Genomic DNA, 16,136 nt, shown 5'->3' with positions numbered 1-16,136 from the left:
CAGGCTGCCTTGAAAAGTCCTTCTTACGCCCGCCTCCAGACCATCACGATTTCGCGCTCGCCCGTCGCTTCGTCGATCTGCTCATGCTGGGGCTCGAAGTTCTGCTTGCGGTAAAAAGCGGCCGCCCGTTCGTTGCGGGCGAATACATGCAGCGTAACGGTGTTCCGGTCACTTTTGACGCGGTCCAGCAGCATTGCGCCGTATCCGTGTCCCTGACGGGAAGGATCGACGAACAGCGCGGCCAGGTAATCGCCCGCCATCGCGACGAAGCCGGCGGCTTCGCCGTCCGCCATGCAGACATGGACTTCCGACGCAGGCAGATACTGCTCTTCCATCGCCCGCTTGTTCGCCGTCCAGTACGCCGCATCCACGAAAGCATGCGCCGCCAGCGACGCCTCGAGCCAGAGCCGCGCCAGCTGCGGGAATTGGTCGGAAGACGCTTTTTCGATAAAAGGGCCCCGGTTCGGCGAGGAACGATCATCCACCGGAATCCGCCTCCTTTTTCGGATATTGAATAAAGAAAAGGCCGGCTTCGCCGCCCTGCAGCTTTTTGATGCGGTAATCCAGATAGAGGTAGCCGATTCCCCCGTTGAAGATGCCCCGGTAAGCGGGATCGAACGCCGCAAGGTCCGCTTCGTTCAGCTGCGCGATCAGATGATAACGCGGGCTGATCCGCAGCGGATCGTTCAGCCAATGCTCCCGGCCAAACTGCTTGGAGATTTCGATTCCGTTCACCTCGTCCGCAATTTCGCGGTCAAGCTCTTCGTCGGTCATCGGCGAAAGGCCTATCTCTCCCGGCGGCAGATACAGCGACGAGGGATGCCGGAGTTCCGACGCGCTTTTTTCGTGCAGCAGAACTTTGGCGGACAGGTTCTCCGGTTCGAGATACGCTCCCTGCTCGGCAGCGCCGCAGCGAATGCGATCCGCGTAAGTCGGGGAAAACCCCTCCGCTCCGGGCTGCGGCAGAAACACCGTGAGCATGAAGTCTTCGGAAATCGTCGGTATGGCGAAAAATTCGCTTCCCAAGCGGACCAGCGGGAGCATGGGCAGTCCGTCCTCCCCGCCGATCGGCCAAGCAGGCAAAGCGTTCAATCGCGCACCGCCGCCGATGCGGCCGACCGATCCGGTGCCGCAGTATACCGAGCCGAACAAAATTTTGGAATAGCTCATAAGGACGCTTCCCCTTCCCGTATTCGCGAGATATCGTGACCCGTCGGATTCTGGAAAACGCGCAGGCCGAACATCGGAGCCACCGCGAAAATATGGTCGAAAATATCCGCCTGCACGGTCTCGTAGACCGCCCAGGCCGTGTCGCTGCTGAACGCGTAGATTTCCAGCGGCAGCCCGGTTTCTTCCGGCGCCAGCTGTCTGACCATCAGCGTCATGCCCTGGTGAATGCCCGGATGATGGCGCAGGTACTGGCGGATATACTCCCGGAACACGCCGACGTTCGTCAGCTGTCTTCCGTTGACTTTGCTCTCCCGGTTGACGTTGTGTTCCGCGTTGTACGCTTCGATCTCCTGCAAGCGGGACTCGAGGTAATCGGACAAGTAATGAATCTTCTTGAACTCTCCGATCATCTCCTCCGTACAGAAGCCGATGCTGCTCGTATCGATCCGGATGCTCCGCTTGATGCGTCTTCCGCCGGACGTCTGCATGCTTCTCCAGTTGCGGAACGAATCCGAAATCAGCGCATAGCTCGGAATCATCGTGATCGTTTTATCGAAATTCATGACTTTGACCGTGTTCAGCGTAATGTCGATGACGTCGCCGTCCGCATTGTAATTCGGCATTTCGATCCAGTCGCCCACGCGCACCATGTCGTTGGACGACAGCTGGATGCCCGCGACCAAGCCCAAAATGGAGTCTTTGAACACCAGCATCAGCACCGCCGACAGGGCGCCGAGACCGCTGAGAATGATCAGAGGATTTTGCCCGATCAGTCCCGCCACGCTCAAAATGCCGCCGATAATGAACAGCACGATCTTCATGACTTGAATGTAACCTTTGATCGGGCGGATCTTGGACACTTCGAACGAGCGGTAAATTTCGTCGAAAGCGTTCAGCAGCGCGTTCAGCACGGTGATCGCCACGACGATCATGTAGACCGCGGCCAATCGCTCGATCAGGATCTGATAAGCCGGAAAAGACCAGGCAGAGAAATAGATGATGACCGCCGGTACCAGATGCGACAGCTTGTGCAGCACGTTTTTCTCCAGCACGATCGCGCCCCACTTCAGCCTGTTTCTGCTGACGATACGGGATATGGCGTTCAGCACGATTTTTTTGGCGATCAGATTGGCGATGATAGAGACCGCGGCGATGAACAGTACCATGATGATATTGGAAAGGTACACGATCATCAGGTCGCTCATCCCGTAGCCTTTCAGTTGTTCTCGGATAAAGTCCATGATGTCCTCCCAGCATGATTCGCATTAGCCTACTATTATACGGAATAGCCGGCAGAGAGGCAAAATCGGAAGCCTTCTCCCAGAGAAAAGGCAATTCACGAAGGCAAATCCTGCTCCGGGCGGCAGACGGTCGGCTGACAGGAGCGGGCAGAATCGCCGTGCAGAGTCACGTAGGACACTGCGCCATGCAGTCCTGCTTCGTCCGATGGTGCGGCGTGCAGAAGCTCTAACGAACTCTCGTCACGCTATTCGTTCTCCAGGCGGCTTTTGCAAATTCTAACGAATCACAGTCACGCTATTTCAGTAAAATCCGCCTCAAACAGACCTTGCAGCAGCAAATAAGAATATGAAAATTCGTTAGATTGCTAAGCGGACCGAAAATCAGCAAATAGCGAAATCAGGGTTCGTTAAAGTGTCCGGTACAACGCGGCAAACACGGATAGATCCGAGTGGTGCGAACGGGAACAAATTTTGCTTTCTCGACAAAAAAAACACCCCCGAAGGGGTGCTCGTTTAGCGGGAAATCGGGTCGAACGGCTCTGCAGCCGAACCTTACTTACTCCAATACCGCTGCGCGATCTTTTTGCCCTGTTCGATCTTCGCCCACTGCTCCGCCTGCGTCAGCTCGTTGCCGCCGTCGCAGGATGCGAAGCCGCACTGGTGGGACAGCAGCAGACGGTCCTTCTCGATAATGCTTGACGCTTCGTCCAGCAGGCGCAGCACGCGCTCTTCGTCGTCCAGCGTGTTGGTCTTCGACGACAGCAGACCCAGCACGATCTCCGTGTCCGGCTTGTCTTTGAACACTTCCAGCGCCTCCAGCGAACCCGCGCGCTCGTCGTCCCACTCCAGGAAGAAGCGGTCGTATTTGAGCTGCTTCAGGAACAGGTTCGCGATCTTCGCGTACGAGCCGCCGCCCATGTTGCGGGAATCGTAGTTGCCGCGGCAGTTGTGCGTCCACATTTTCAGACCCAGTCCGTGACCGAAGTCGATGATCGTGTTGTTGATGTCGATAAACTCCGCCGCCAGCGCCTGCACCTGCTCCTGGTCGATGTGCTCGCCGGTATACGGGGAATTCGGGTTGTCGTCCGCGAACAGCTCCCACAGGCAGTCGTCGAATTGAAGGATTTTGCCGCCGGCGTCCGCGAATTCCTGCACGAATTCTTTGTACGCCTTCGTGAGGCCGGCTTTGAGCGCCTTGGCGTCCTGGTAAACGGAATCCGTGCCGCCGATGTTGTCCGACCACGACAGCTCGCCGAAGATATGGGACGGAGACGGCACGCACAGCTTCGTTTCGCGGTCGCCGGCGCTGTTTTTCAGCTGCTTGAACGATTCGAGGAAATGATGGTTTTTGCCGCCCAGCTCGCCCGTGATCCGCAGCCCGATGTCTTTGCGCGTCTCGTACTTGGAGGTGCCGTCGACGTCGCGGAAAAAGTAGCCGTGATCCGCGATATAGCGCTCGATCCCCTGGAAGCCCCAGACAAAGTCCAGATGCCACATCGACTTGGAATACTCGCCGTCGGTGATGATCGACAGATCATGTTGGATTTGGTCTTGGACGACCGATTCGATCGCTTTCGCTTCGCACTGCTGATAGCCGTCGAATTCCTGGTAGAACGGATATTGAATGTCGTCGCGGTGCTCGATCTGCGTCTTATATTTCAGCAGCTCTTCGGGACGAAGCAGGCTGCCTACGAGTTGGAATTTATCGGTCATGGTAAAAGCCCCCTTGAGTGTAGTTCGTGCACGTTTCGCGTTCGCTTGGAATGATTCGATTGTAGCACGGCCGGGGCGCTTCTTATGTAAACGTAAAAGGCATGGCTGGTTATAGGGAACGGGTATAAGGAACGCCGCGCAGGGAAGACTCGGAATTCAAAAAAAGAAAGCTTCCATTTAGGAGATAGATTCCATAGGGACGAAGACCTTTCTTTCCCTGCCCAACTTTCATTACTTTAATTCGAAAATGCTTATTTACCCCAATTATTAATATGTAAAAAACTATACTTTTAGGTAAGCCTTAAAAAAATTCTTCCGTTCTTTTTCTTTCGAAAAGCCCATATTTGGAATCAGAAAGTACACTGAAACCAACACAGCAAGCAAATATAATAGCATTTAGGAAATAGATAATAAGCTCTAAATCAAAAGAATCACTTATAAGAACGGAGAAAACGAATGCAAAATGAATCCCCGGCCGTTGACAAATCACCCCCTCCCGCAAGATCCAAGCTTTACCTCCCCTTGAAAGGCAAATTCTACTTGAGTCACGGATTAGCGACAACCTGGATGCTGTTTTCCATCGTTTTATCGGTAGCTTGGGTAAATGATCTCGGTTCGATCATCACGCTCCCTGCAGCTATCCTTATTATCATCGGTTTGTCCTACATTCCGGGTTATACGAACGCCTTTATGGTGTCGAGTCTTTTGCTGGACCGGCAGCCGCCACTGAAAGAGTCCTATCCGTATGATCCGGTCACGATTTTAGTTGCCTGCTACAACGAAGAAGCGGGAATCGCGGATACGCTCCGCTATATATCGACGCAGGATTATACCGGAGAAGTTAACGTCATTGTGATCGACAACAACTCCACCGACCGGACGGCTGCCGTAGCCGAGAATGTCGCGGAGGAATTAGGCATGCGCCTGAAAGTCATTTTCGAAGCTTCGCCAGGCAAAAACCATGCGCTGAATTCGGCTCTGGCTTATGTCGAGACCGAGCTCATGCTTACTTTGGACGCCGACACGCTGCTCCATAAAAAAGCGCTCCGACACATAGTTGCGCGATTCAAGTCGTCGCCTAGCGACGTGTGCGCCGTTGCGGGCGCTGTACTGGTGCGCAACAGCCGCGGAAACTTTTTGGCAAAAATCCAAGAATGGGATTACTTCCTCGGTATCGCCAGCATCAAGCGTCTGCAGGGCTTGTTCCAGGGCACACTGGTCGCCCAGGGCGCCTTCTCCCTCTACAAAACGGATCGCGTGAGAGAAGTCGAAGGCTGGCCCGATGCGATCGGCGAAGATATCGTATTAACCTGGCGCTTTCTGGGCAAAGGGTGGAAAGTATATTTCGAGCCTCTTGCCGTCGCTTTTACGGAGGTACCCGAAAGTTTGTACCATTTCTTCAGACAAAGAAGCCGCTGGGCAAGAGGTATGATCGAAGCTCTCAAAGTCGTCAAACCTTGGCAACAGCCTTCTCCTTACACGAAATATTTAACGTTTTGCAATCTGGTCATGCCTTATCTGGACTTCATCTATACCTTCGTATGGCTTCCGGGCCTGATCATGGCGTTCTTCGGCCACTATTGGGTAGTGGGCCTCACCACCCTGCTGGTTCTGCCTTTGACTTTCGCAGCCAATTTCATTTTGTACACGTATCAGAAAAGGGTCTTTAAGACGCTAAACCTGAGAGTACGCAAAAACGCACTCGGCTTTGTCGCTTATATCCTGCTTTATCAAATCATCATGAGCCCGGTTTCGGTGTGGGGATATATTCAGGAAGCGCTCAAATTAAATCGTGTGTGGAAATAAAAGATCATGCACCAAAAAAATATGTTCCCCTAACGGCAGCGAGGCGGATCCGCGGAGCCCTCTGCCGTTAGGGGAACTTTTTTTGTATGGCAGCCTGCAGAAGGATTTCGACTCTTCCGATAAAAAAAGACGATGCTGTTTGGGCAAAAGGCAGGATCGCGAAGAAGGAACAGAGATTAGGCACGTTACACACTTACACCGGCGGGGGCGAATATGAGGCGGAAAATCATCGGCTTTTTAGTTATACTGCTTATTATGGGAAACTATTCTTTTTATAATCGAACAGCGGAAGCGGACAATAATAAGAACCTGTTGGAAAACGGAGATTTTGAAAAAGGAACGGCGTGGGAAGATTGGGGCGGCTTCTCCTACATCGCCGAGGGTAAGCATGTCTACCAAGGCAAAAGGGCCGCCAAGCTCACCAAAAGCGAAGGAGGAGCCGGCAACCTCGTTTCGATCACCGTCAAAGAAGGGCAGCAGTTCGTCTTATCGGGTTACGGAAAAACGATCGGCCAAAGCCAGACCAGCATTCTCGGCGTAGAATGTATCGATAAAGACGGCAAAAAAATTCCCGGAGGCAGGGCGGTCATCAATTTCTCCAAAAAAGAGTATCAAAAAAAGGAAATCAGCTTCGCGGCCGTTCCGGACACGGAAAAGCTGCTGGTATACATTTACGTCATTCAAGCCGTGCCGAACGGTGCCGCTTACTTCGACAATATCGTGCTGCAAAGCGTGCAATGCGCCTCCGACTGCCATATCAACAACGCGACCTTCCTTTCCCAGGATTGGTTTAACACCAAGCAGACGCCTTCAGATATCGCGAAGTACGTCGAGGAACTGGCGCAGTATCGCATCAAGTACCAGTTTGCCGACATCGGCATGCTGGACGACAAAGGGAACTTGGATGCCAAAAATTACGCCGGGTTGGCCAACTGGATCAAGTATTCGAAAATCAATGCCCCGGATCAACGGGTCATCATCATCTTGAATTATAATAAAAGGGTCGTGACCGACCCGAAAGGCGAGCAAATCCCGAATACCCGGTTCGGAACCGCTGAATTCAACGCCAATATCAACACCTTGGCCGATCAGCTTGTGAACAAAGGCGTATCCGCGAACGGGGCTTTGTACAAAGCCGACGGGGTGCATATCGATTTTGAATCCTTTGTCACCGACGATCCGGCTCTGCTGCAAACGCTAAAGTTTTTAAGATCGAATGCTTTGAAAACCAATAAGTATTTCTCCATCTCTTCGCCGGTCAATTATGCGACGACCAAGACTTGGAACAGCGCTTATATCGAAAAAGTCGCCCGGATCGTCAACCAAATCAATCCGATGCTGTACGATCAGATGGGCTGGGGATCCCCGATCGACGATCCGTCTTCCTATCAGCAGTTCTGGAAAAGCGAAGTGCTGCGCTACAGCAAAGCGATCGGCAGCGTCGGCCCGTTATCCGAACCGAGCCAACTGGTTCCGATCTTGCCCGCCTACGAAAGACGTCTGATTAAGGACCATTTGGTCGTCTATCATGATCCGTATGTCGAAAACGTGGGCTCCGCCCTTGCGGGCTTAAAGTCGGCGATCGCCGACGGCGCTAACGTATACGGAGCCGCGATTTTCTGGTGGCCGACCTTCGCCGGTCATTATCCGTATCTGTATCCGGAGAGTTACTACCTGGTGGATCAGAACAATTGGAAAGAGGTGTGGGTGGATTCGCAGTAGAAGAGGCTGCGTATAGAGCGAACTTTCACGGAAACCGCGGAAGCAGCAGAAATAAAAAGGAGCGATCTTCCGGCGGGTCAACCGCTCGGACGATTGCTCTTTTTCGGAGTTTCGGCTTTGCTCTCCATTCGCGATTCGAATTCCCGTTCGGGCTTAAAGCGTCGACTGCGACTTATTGATATTGAAGCATGCGGCAAAGAACCACCATCCGAGTAACCGGATGATGGCTCTTACGTGTGCTGCATATGGAGGCGAGGGGAGTCGAACCCCTGTCCGAAGATAAATGACATAGCCAAGCTTCGCTGGGTGTAGTCACAGTTTTGATGTCACCCTAGAGACTCCCCGTAACCGGATTCCCTTCGGGTCAGCCTGATTGTCTTCTTCCGTCTACCCCCAGGCGGAGACTAGCCGGCGTATCCCACTATAGGTTGGGCCCTCATCCCGGCACATGGGCGATGCTGAGCGAGAGCACGCATCACAGTTTCTTAGGCTTTATCAGAATTTTTAGAAATTTGATATGTCAGTTCAACTGTGTAAGTGGTCACTTTATCACTAACCTTTATATTTCCTTTTTCACGAGCTTCAAAAAGAGCAAGATTAGTGTACTTTAGATCTGAATGAACTCCCTCATATTTTACACCAGCATAACCAATTGAACTACAGCATGCGCCGATGTAATTTGGTAATAAATATGCTTGTTTTAAAAGGTCTGTACCTTCATTTTTTTCATTAAAGAAACCTTGGAAATCAGGATCAAAGTTTCCTATGTCAAAAACTTTTAAATCCTGTGTTACTTTAAACTCAGCAATATCAATTACATCTTCATGAGATGGGTTGATCTCGTAGGGTACCGCTTGAGAATCATTGGTCACATACAATACAGATACGCCTATGGCGTTGAACCTTCCATGTTGAGGCTTTCCGACCGGAGGAGACCACATACCATCTTTACTATATGCCTCTTTCAAATCTTTTTTACGGGTTCTTCCACGATAAAGAGATGAACCATCTGCACGAACTATGAAGTATTCAGCCTTTTCAAAATGAAGTTTTAAAGCTTCGTAAATTGCACGTCCTGTCTCATTGCGATACGCCAGCATCGGGTTTTTTAGGAGAGCACCTCTAAAGTCACTCAGATCATCTATTGAGAAGAACACATCGTATTGCTTAGCAAATTCACAAAATTTCGAGTCGTCAAACCCCCAAAATTCAGCAATTTCTGCTCTAGTATAAATGTCGTCATCAAGTTCAAAATATCCGCCGTCAGGGTTATCATTTGGATCAGCCCCATCTCCATAACCACAGGGACATTTCATGAATTGTATGAACAATTCGTGGAATTCTTCTGGAACTCTTTGGTCATATAAGTATTCTGACACAGATATGCCTCTTACATCATCAAAATCGATTCTTGATTCTTGATCAAAAGGGTCGTTATTGAAGCTATGAACCATGTGTGCTCTCTCATTACCTTCACAATTTTCACATCCACCAATCTCTTCAGAAAGTGCCTCTGTAGCCGTTTCCAATAAATCATTTTCTATATTAACAAAATAATAAACATCATATTTGACAATACTTCTCGAACAATTTTCACATCTTAAATCTTCTGACTCTTGATGGGTCAGTTCTTCAGAATCAATTTGCTCTTTATTGACATTATGCGACTTTAAATAATCTAAAATCGCTTCCCCGCAAGAGCTACAAAGCGTCTTATCTAGCAAATCAAGAGCTTGGGGCATCGATTTATATCTCCTTCGACAGTATATCTTTGTATCTCACTTTAAATCTTAAAATGATTTTCCACAACACTTTTTAAACTTTTTGCCGCTATTACAAGGACACGGTTCATTTCTACCAATTTTCTTCTTTTTGGGCATGCTAGCTTGTAAAGGATAACTATAAGGAATTCCTTTACTCTCAAAATAAATCTTATCAATTAAACTAGGTCCAGTTGGCCAAAATAGTAAATCGTGTCCCTCTACATTTTCAATTTCTGGACTAAGATAAAACTGTTCTACTATGTCCAATTCGTCTGAAGAGTTTATTACTTCATGTTTCTGAATTCGCCAAGTTATATAGCTAATAAAATCGTTTATATTCTTATTTAAATATTTATGAATTCGAACAATGTTTTCTAAATCATGCAAATTACACACCCAAGGAAATGGTTCATTGATTTCTTTATCAAGTAATAATGAAGTATTGATAGCTAAACTCCCAAATTGATTTAGAGTCAAAACAATAGGTATGATGATTTTCTTAGATGTGTCATTGATTGTAAAAGGTATGAACTTTTCATTGTAAAGAGTAACAGTATCCTCTGCTTCAATGATATTCTTCAAATTGATCGCTTGCGCATATGCGCCACCAATTCCTGAAGCTGACTTAAAATGATCTTTTATTCTTCTAAAAGATCTTTCGGCGTCAAAGAAAGGTTCTCTCACTTTTGAAGCTTTGACTTCAGCAACTAGAATGTAATTTTCATACTCAATCAGAATATCATGTTCTTTAGTGCCTCTTTCTTCGCATACACTTGTGTAGTAAGTAGCTTTTTCACCAAATATGTCTTTGAGTTTTCCTAAAAACAAACGCTCTACTGTTTCACCTTTGATTCTCTTATATTTCTCAGCAAATGCATTGCTTGGTTTTTCAAGAGTTTCAGTTATAAAATCAAATATAGCTGTCAAGATAAACTGAGGATGCACTACAAATAACGATTGTTGTTCTTCAATCCAGCATAGGGGTCTCTCTGCAAAAGGGTTGGGAGAATTATAATAAAGAAAACCTCTATCTTCTCTTCTTAATGAAAAATATTCAAGTAGTTTATCTGCTTTTTGTTCTCCAAAGGTTTGTACTACCTTTTCATATTTCAAAATATTAATTCCTTCTAATGCATTGACTAGATTTTTACTCAACGGTCCATTACCTACTGAGAGTAGACGTTGAAACCGATCTTCCACACTTTCACTAGAGGAGCTTAGATCATCTAAAAATGAAGTAATGTCGTTCCATGCTTTATCAGTTTGTTCAAAATCACTTTTCACCGTATCTTCTACTAATTGGAAAAAACTCATATAATCATCTATTGTAAGACCCGTTAATTCTTCTAATTCTTTGTTGAAAGGCCGATAAAGTTGTTGTATAAGATCTTCTGTCTGTTCTGCATATCTCAGAATTCCGGTATCGAAATATGAAGTAAATGCTTCTAACGCTACTTTACTTCTATTTATCTCTTCCATTTCCCGATCTTGAAATGGAATGTGAGGTTTTATGAAATTATTTACATATTCTAATGTTATTTCTTGAACATTCTCTTCGATTTCTGCATATGTATTCTCATCGTCTAACCGTTCTATACCTGTATAATTAGTACTCATTAATAAACCAGCAAGGTATACATACTGTTTTTGAGGAGACATTAAATTAGTTTTGTTGAAGATATCAGCACTTTCTGAAATACTACCAGAATCATCTCCAAAAGTAGCAAATTTCACGCTAATCATTCCAAGTAATGATCTAGTATCTATGAGTTGAAGTTTATCCTTTAAAGCTTCAATTTTTTCATTCATTTTTATTTCTCCTTTTATACTAAGTTATAGTAAATAGTATATTGAAATTTTAAAATCAATTATGACTGCTTACGTTTTTTGAATTCTTCAAACTTATCTGTCAGCACATAAATGTAGTCACAAATAGCAATCGAAAAATCCAACAAGTCCCTAGCATCTTCTTTTGTTATTTGTACATCTGTAGCATGAGCGCCTATGTTTCGATGTATACGCAAAGCATCTCCCCACTCGTGAATTCTGTTGTCTATAATTTGAGAATCTAGTAACGCTTTAAGTCCTCCAGCTAAATTTCTGCTATTAGGTAACTTATCTTTGCATATCGCTTCAACCACTCTACCGCACATTACTGCACACGCTAAATAGGCTTTCCCAGTAAAACACCTTTCAGCCTCATCAAGTGAACTAGCAACTACAGGCGGTAAGCTTTCTGTTAGAATTCTTTGAGGAGTAGGCCAAACCCTGATTGCTCTCCCCCAATCCAATGTATCATTGAAATAGATCATTCTTTGTTGTGCGCCTATTGCTTCCCCACATTTGGGACATTCCAATAAAGTAGTTTTTTGATCCGGAATCTCGTCAAGATAAACAGTTACAACGCCTTTTTCCATAGCTTCGACTGTAATATCGCAAAATGGACAATCTATAACCACCTGTACACCTCGCTTCCTTAACATAAAAAGCATATTTTCAAACTTATTCCACATTAATCGTGTTATTCCCTCTATTGATTACAAACTATATAGAAGCCAAGCTACATTTAACTTGGCTTCTATATAATCTTGAAGTGATTTATTTAAAACTCACTAACTAAATTCTTTCTAAACAATATTTTTGTTTTCATCACTAGCTCAATATCTATGAAAAATCTTTTCGTTTCCCTCTGTACCTTCACCTCTGACACAAACTTCCCCACCCACTGATTCAACATTTGCGGATTCGGTACTTCTGCATCGAGCAAGCCAATCAACGTCTGCATATCGTACTTCACCGACGTAATGTATTCTTCCGGAATCACAACGTCGCCGATCGTCTCTTTCACAGCCTCATACTCCGTTGTTTTTTTCCGACAACTCCGCCTGCATCTCATCCAACATTTCCTGATGATAAGGCTTTGCTTTTCCGCTTCTCATATCTTCTTCGATGGTCTGTATCCGCTTCTGCAAAAATCCAATCTCCGCTTCCAAACTTGTGGCCTGCTGAATCGAATGACGATGCTGATCGGCATGATACAATCGAATTTCTTCCTCCAACTGATTATCCATCAATAGCCGCATCAAAGTCGTACGCAGTTTGTTGGTCACGATCTCTTCAACGCGCTCGTTGCGCCACCCGACATACGGGCAGAACTCTTTCCCTTTACGCAAATAGCCTCCGCAGACGTAGTATTTCTGGCCGCCGCTTTTTGTACGTGATGATGTTGAATTGCCAACCATGCGCGTGCCGCATTTATCGCATACCATCATTCCACGAAGCCAGAAAGGGGAGGACGGCTTGCCGGATGCCCGATGCGTTTCGCCGCCACCGTTGTGTCGTTGTTTCGCCACTGTCTGGCATTGGTCAAACAGTTCCTTGGTGATGATTGCAGGATGTGCATTTTCGGTGATGATCCACTCGGCACGATCCCGCCACTTCTTCCCTTTTGTCTGATAATCCTGCTTGTTCCATACTTTGCGGCCGATGTACGTTTCATTGAAGATGATTGCGCGGATCGTAATGGCCGACCAAGTTCCTCCTTTTTGCGTCGGCACTTTGCGCTCGTTCAATTCTGAAGCAATACGGTGATACTCTTTGCCTTCAAACGCATACTGATTGAAGATCCATCGCACGGTGTCGATTTCTTCGCGCGCTCCCGGCACCCAGACGGCTTTCGTTTTCTGATGACCCAGTGCAATATGCTCTGTACGATATCCATAAGGCGGCGTGCCCCCGTTGTTGTAGCCCTGCTTCGCATTCTGCGTCATTCCTTTGCGAACTTCGGTTGCGAAGTTGGCATTGAAAAATTCTGAGATGACTTCCAACATACCCTCTAAAAGCATATCTTGTGGCGTCGCCGCTTCCGTCTGTTCGGTGATCGAGATGACTTTGACTCCGTGTTGCGCGAGGAGCGCTTTGTATAGAACGCGATCGTCGCGCTTACGAGAAAACCGATCGAACTTATGCACGACTACAGCTTCAAGCGGACAGTTCGAACGTTTTGCCATCGCAATCATCTTCTGGAACTCGGGACGATCATCGGTCTTCGCGCTTTTCCCTTTTTCAATGAATTTGCTAACGACAATCCAACCTTTATCCTGACAATATTGATGGATCGCTTTTTGTTGCGCCGGAATGGACAGTTCTTTCTCTGCTTGACGATCTGACGAGACTCTAGCATAAATGGCTACTTTCATTGAATATCTCTCCCTACGCTTAAATTTGGGCATAAAAAAAGCAGGTATACCGGATGACCGATATAACTGCTTGGAAAACGACTTCTATTCAGTTGGATTTGTGTTTGCGAGAATCGAGCGAAGCTTGCGCCGCATCCCATATTGATTGATTAACACTAGCGGGTGTGTATTTTGTAACAATTTATCTTACTTCTAAACCTTTGTTTCCTTAGTAAACAACACTCAAACAATTTAAGTTTACAGGATTGGATAAACATGATATTATGTTTGCAAAGGAGGCGATTTCTTGTTTCAAAAACCAATAACTCTTGCTGAGGTACTAAGGAATATTAGGCAAGAGCGCAATTTAACTCTTCGTGATGTTTCGGCACGTGTAAAACTTTCCCATACTTTTATAGGGAAAATCGAAAAAGGAAATGGTACTGCAAATCCAACCGTGTCTAGCATTGGTCAAATAGCCCAAGGTCTCAACCTACCATTTTATCAATTATTAATTTCTGCAAAACAACCTAGGAGTATTAAAAATTTATATACTGAAGATCTTCATTGGGATTTTGAGAAATTGCAAGGAGCTTTTCAAAGCAACTATAAAATCGAAGCAATTTACACTTTTGAAAAAATATATATGTTTAAAAAGAGAATAATACAAGAAAATCCAGAAGGAACAGACTTTTTAAGCGCTCTTGAAGTCCCTGAAGATAGAATGATAGAGATTTCTTTAATGCATACTGATGTCACACTTGAGGAAGCAATTAATATCACAAAAGTATTTCGTACTCCTTTTGATCAGTTATTCCGAGTAAAAAAACCAACTTATGATTTTTCTAAATCTAATGATGACGATGCTAATGTAGCTTATCAAGTACATAAGCATATTGAAGAAAACAAATTTAGAGATGATGATGATCCAAACTCTACGTTTCAGATTTCTCTTAGTAAACTCATTACCAACATCACAACCGTAGAAGAAATTAATTTTCTTAATGATTCACTTAACCTGTACAAAAAATACAAGTAAAACAAGAAACGACCACCAATCGGTGGCCGTTTCTGATTGTACATATGGAGGCGAGGGGAGTCGAACCCCTGTCCGAAGATAACGCAACATAGGCTTCTACGGGTGTAGTCACAGTTTTGATGTCACCCTAGAGACTCCCCGTAACCGGATTCCCTTCGGGTCAGCCTGATTGTCTTCTTCCGTCTACCCCCAGGCGGAGACTAGCCGGCGTATCCCACTATAGGTTGGGCCCTCATCCCGGCACATGGGCGATGCTGAGCGAGAGCACGCATCACAGTTTCTTAGGCTGCGAAAGCGTAGTTGTTTTGTTGTTTGCCATTTAATAGGCTTTAGCGTTGATAAAGCGGCCGCGTCCCCACTACCCGCTACCCATGCCCGAACTACCCCCGTCGAATCCATAAACGCCCCCTGATGGGAGAAATGCCGCCCTCCGACCCATAAGCCGGCGCGCATTTTCCGTAAAAGGGAACTTCCGGATTAAAGGGACGTCGCTTGAGGAACCGCAAGGTTCCGGCACGAGCCGCATTGTCCAAAGTTCGCGCAGCCTTTCCCTCCATAAAAGAAAGAACTGCCGGTGAAAAACGCAAGGTTTCCCACAGACTTAGATTATACCATAATCCGCGTCGTAAGGGTAGATTACCCGGGCTTTTCCGGCATAAAACCTAGAAAAAATTTCCTGGTCGCCTGCCGGGTTAAGCCGTGCGGGTCTCCCTCCGGCCATCCGCGGGCGAAGCGCGTTCCCCGGACCCGCGTTCCGCTTACCGCTGCCGCGCCTTCAGCGCTCGCTGGATATCCCGCTGAGCGTCCCGCTTGGCGGCCGTATCGCGCTTGTCGTACTGCTTCTTGCCTCGGCCGAGGCCGATCAGCAGCTTGGCGTAACCGTTGCGGACGTAGACTTTGAGCGGCACGATCGTATAGCCTTCCTGCTTGGCCTGACCGATCAGCTTGCGGATCTGCTGTTTGTGCAGCAGCAGCTTGCGCGTGCGCGTCGGGTCGTCCGGATTGTTCCGGTTGCCCTGCTCGAACGGACTGATATGCATGTTGTGCACGAAAGCTTCGCCGTTCCGGATCGTCGCGAACGCGTCGCCGATATTCGCTTTGGCTTTGCGCAGCGATTTGATCTCCGTCCCGGTCAGCACGAGCCCCGCTTCATACGTGTCTTCGATGAAATAATCGTGGGACGCCTTTTTATTCTGAGCCAGCACTTTGCCCTGCTCCGTATTTTTAGGCATGTCTTGCACCCCCTTGATCTCGTTCTCGAGTGTCTATGTTGATTGTAGCAAGCGTCTTTCGGAAAAGGCAACCGAACGCCTCTTTCGCAAACGGCATTTCGAAGCCCTTCGCTCCGCTTTTAACGGATCGAGACGACGCTTAGAACACTTTTTCGGCGCTTGAAAAAAGGTAACGGATCGAGCGGACCCTTAGCGGTCCGCTCAAGCCGAATGCCCTGCCGTTCCGCCGCTCTTCCGCGCGCTAAGGGATATGCGATCCGTTAGCGCGGCGC

Annotated in this window: 12 protein-coding genes, 2 other RNA genes and 1 pseudogene; 3 read left to right on the top strand and 12 right to left on the bottom strand. The window is 47.2% G+C overall.

Annotated elements, in window-relative coordinates:
- Positions 1–23: 23 nt before the first annotated feature.
- The 4 genes from GYN08_RS17980 to GYN08_RS17965 all read right to left on the bottom strand — a co-directional run bounded on the left by GYN08_RS17980 (position 24) and on the right by GYN08_RS17965 (position 4,124).
- Positions 24–485 (bottom strand): GNAT family N-acetyltransferase, encoded by a 462-nt coding sequence (locus GYN08_RS17980; RefSeq protein WP_328802974.1) that lies wholly within the window; start codon positions 483–485, stop codon positions 24–26.
- Positions 478–1,170 carry a hypothetical protein gene (locus GYN08_RS17975; protein ID WP_166277116.1) on the bottom strand — a complete coding sequence of 231 codons (693 nt, stop codon included), beginning with the start codon at positions 1,168–1,170 and terminating at the stop codon, positions 478–480. The genes GYN08_RS17980 and GYN08_RS17975 overlap by 8 nt, the downstream gene beginning before the upstream one ends.
- Positions 1,167–2,411 (bottom strand): mechanosensitive ion channel family protein, encoded by a 1,245-nt coding sequence (locus GYN08_RS17970; protein ID WP_166277113.1) that lies wholly within the window; start codon positions 2,409–2,411, stop codon positions 1,167–1,169. Before GYN08_RS17970 ends, GYN08_RS17975 begins: the two co-directional genes overlap by 4 nt.
- A gap of 552 nt (positions 2,412–2,963) precedes the next feature.
- Positions 2,964–4,124: a cobalamin-independent methionine synthase II family protein gene (locus GYN08_RS17965; protein ID WP_166277110.1), complete on the bottom strand. Its 1,161-nt coding sequence runs from the start codon at positions 4,122–4,124 to the stop codon at positions 2,964–2,966.
- Positions 4,125–4,580: 456 nt separating this feature from the next.
- Here GYN08_RS17965 and GYN08_RS17960 point away from each other — a divergent pair, with 456 nt between their 5' ends.
- Together GYN08_RS17960 and GYN08_RS17955 are read left to right on the top strand one after the other, a co-directional pair.
- Positions 4,581–5,930, top strand: a complete 1,350-nt coding sequence (locus GYN08_RS17960; RefSeq protein ID WP_166277107.1) for a glycosyltransferase family 2 protein — start codon at positions 4,581–4,583, stop codon at positions 5,928–5,930.
- 312 nt (positions 5,931–6,242) lie between these two features.
- Entirely contained in the window at positions 6,243–7,652 is a 1,410-nt protein-coding gene (locus tag GYN08_RS17955; protein WP_166277104.1) for a glycoside hydrolase family 18 protein, read from the top strand.
- Positions 7,653–7,895: 243 nt separating this feature from the next.
- Here GYN08_RS17955 and ssrA (GYN08_RS24165) read toward each other — a convergent pair.
- The 6 genes and pseudogenes from ssrA (GYN08_RS24165) to GYN08_RS17935 form a co-directional block, all read right to left on the bottom strand.
- Positions 7,896–8,230, bottom strand: a transfer-messenger RNA (tmRNA) gene (gene ssrA, locus GYN08_RS24165).
- Positions 8,219–8,593 (bottom strand): annotated as a pseudogene (locus GYN08_RS24160) (RES domain-containing protein); the annotation flags it as partial. The pseudogene GYN08_RS24160 and the gene ssrA (GYN08_RS24165), both read right to left, overlap by 12 nt.
- 849 nt (positions 8,594–9,442) lie before the next feature.
- Positions 9,443–11,224, bottom strand: a complete 1,782-nt coding sequence (locus tag GYN08_RS23830) for a YecA family protein (RefSeq protein WP_235946372.1) — start codon at positions 11,222–11,224, stop codon at positions 9,443–9,445.
- Between the two features lie 59 nt (positions 11,225–11,283).
- On the bottom strand, positions 11,284–11,928 hold the full coding sequence (locus GYN08_RS17940) for a DUF4145 domain-containing protein (protein ID WP_166277098.1): 645 nt from the start codon (positions 11,926–11,928) through the stop codon (positions 11,284–11,286).
- A gap of 89 nt (positions 11,929–12,017) precedes the next feature.
- Entirely contained in the window at positions 12,018–12,263 is a 246-nt protein-coding gene (locus tag GYN08_RS23825) for a hypothetical protein (RefSeq protein ID WP_235946371.1), read from the bottom strand.
- Between the two features lie 4 nt (positions 12,264–12,267).
- Complete coding sequence (locus GYN08_RS17935; RefSeq protein WP_235946370.1) at positions 12,268–13,614, bottom strand: recombinase family protein; 1,347 nt, start codon at positions 13,612–13,614, stop codon at positions 12,268–12,270.
- A gap of 286 nt (positions 13,615–13,900) precedes the next feature.
- Between GYN08_RS17935 and GYN08_RS17930 the strand changes: the two genes are divergently transcribed.
- Positions 13,901–14,632: a helix-turn-helix domain-containing protein gene (locus tag GYN08_RS17930; protein ID WP_166277095.1), complete on the top strand. Its 732-nt coding sequence runs from the start codon at positions 13,901–13,903 to the stop codon at positions 14,630–14,632.
- A 42-nt stretch (positions 14,633–14,674) separates the two neighbouring features.
- Here GYN08_RS17930 and ssrA (GYN08_RS17925) read toward each other — a convergent pair.
- Both ssrA (GYN08_RS17925) and smpB read right to left on the bottom strand, forming a co-directional pair.
- Positions 14,675–15,041, bottom strand: a transfer-messenger RNA (tmRNA) gene (gene ssrA, locus GYN08_RS17925).
- Positions 15,042–15,390: 349 nt separating this feature from the next.
- Positions 15,391–15,864: an SsrA-binding protein SmpB gene (gene smpB / locus GYN08_RS17920; protein ID WP_166277093.1), complete on the bottom strand. Its 474-nt coding sequence runs from the start codon at positions 15,862–15,864 to the stop codon at positions 15,391–15,393.
- Between the last annotated feature and the right edge of the window lie 272 nt (positions 15,865–16,136).

The sequence above is a fragment of the Saccharibacillus alkalitolerans genome (assembly GCF_011090185.1).
In the GTDB taxonomy this organism is placed as follows: domain Bacteria; phylum Bacillota; class Bacilli; order Paenibacillales; family Paenibacillaceae; genus Saccharibacillus; species Saccharibacillus alkalitolerans.
This window is presented reverse-complemented; position numbering and strand designations above follow the sequence as displayed.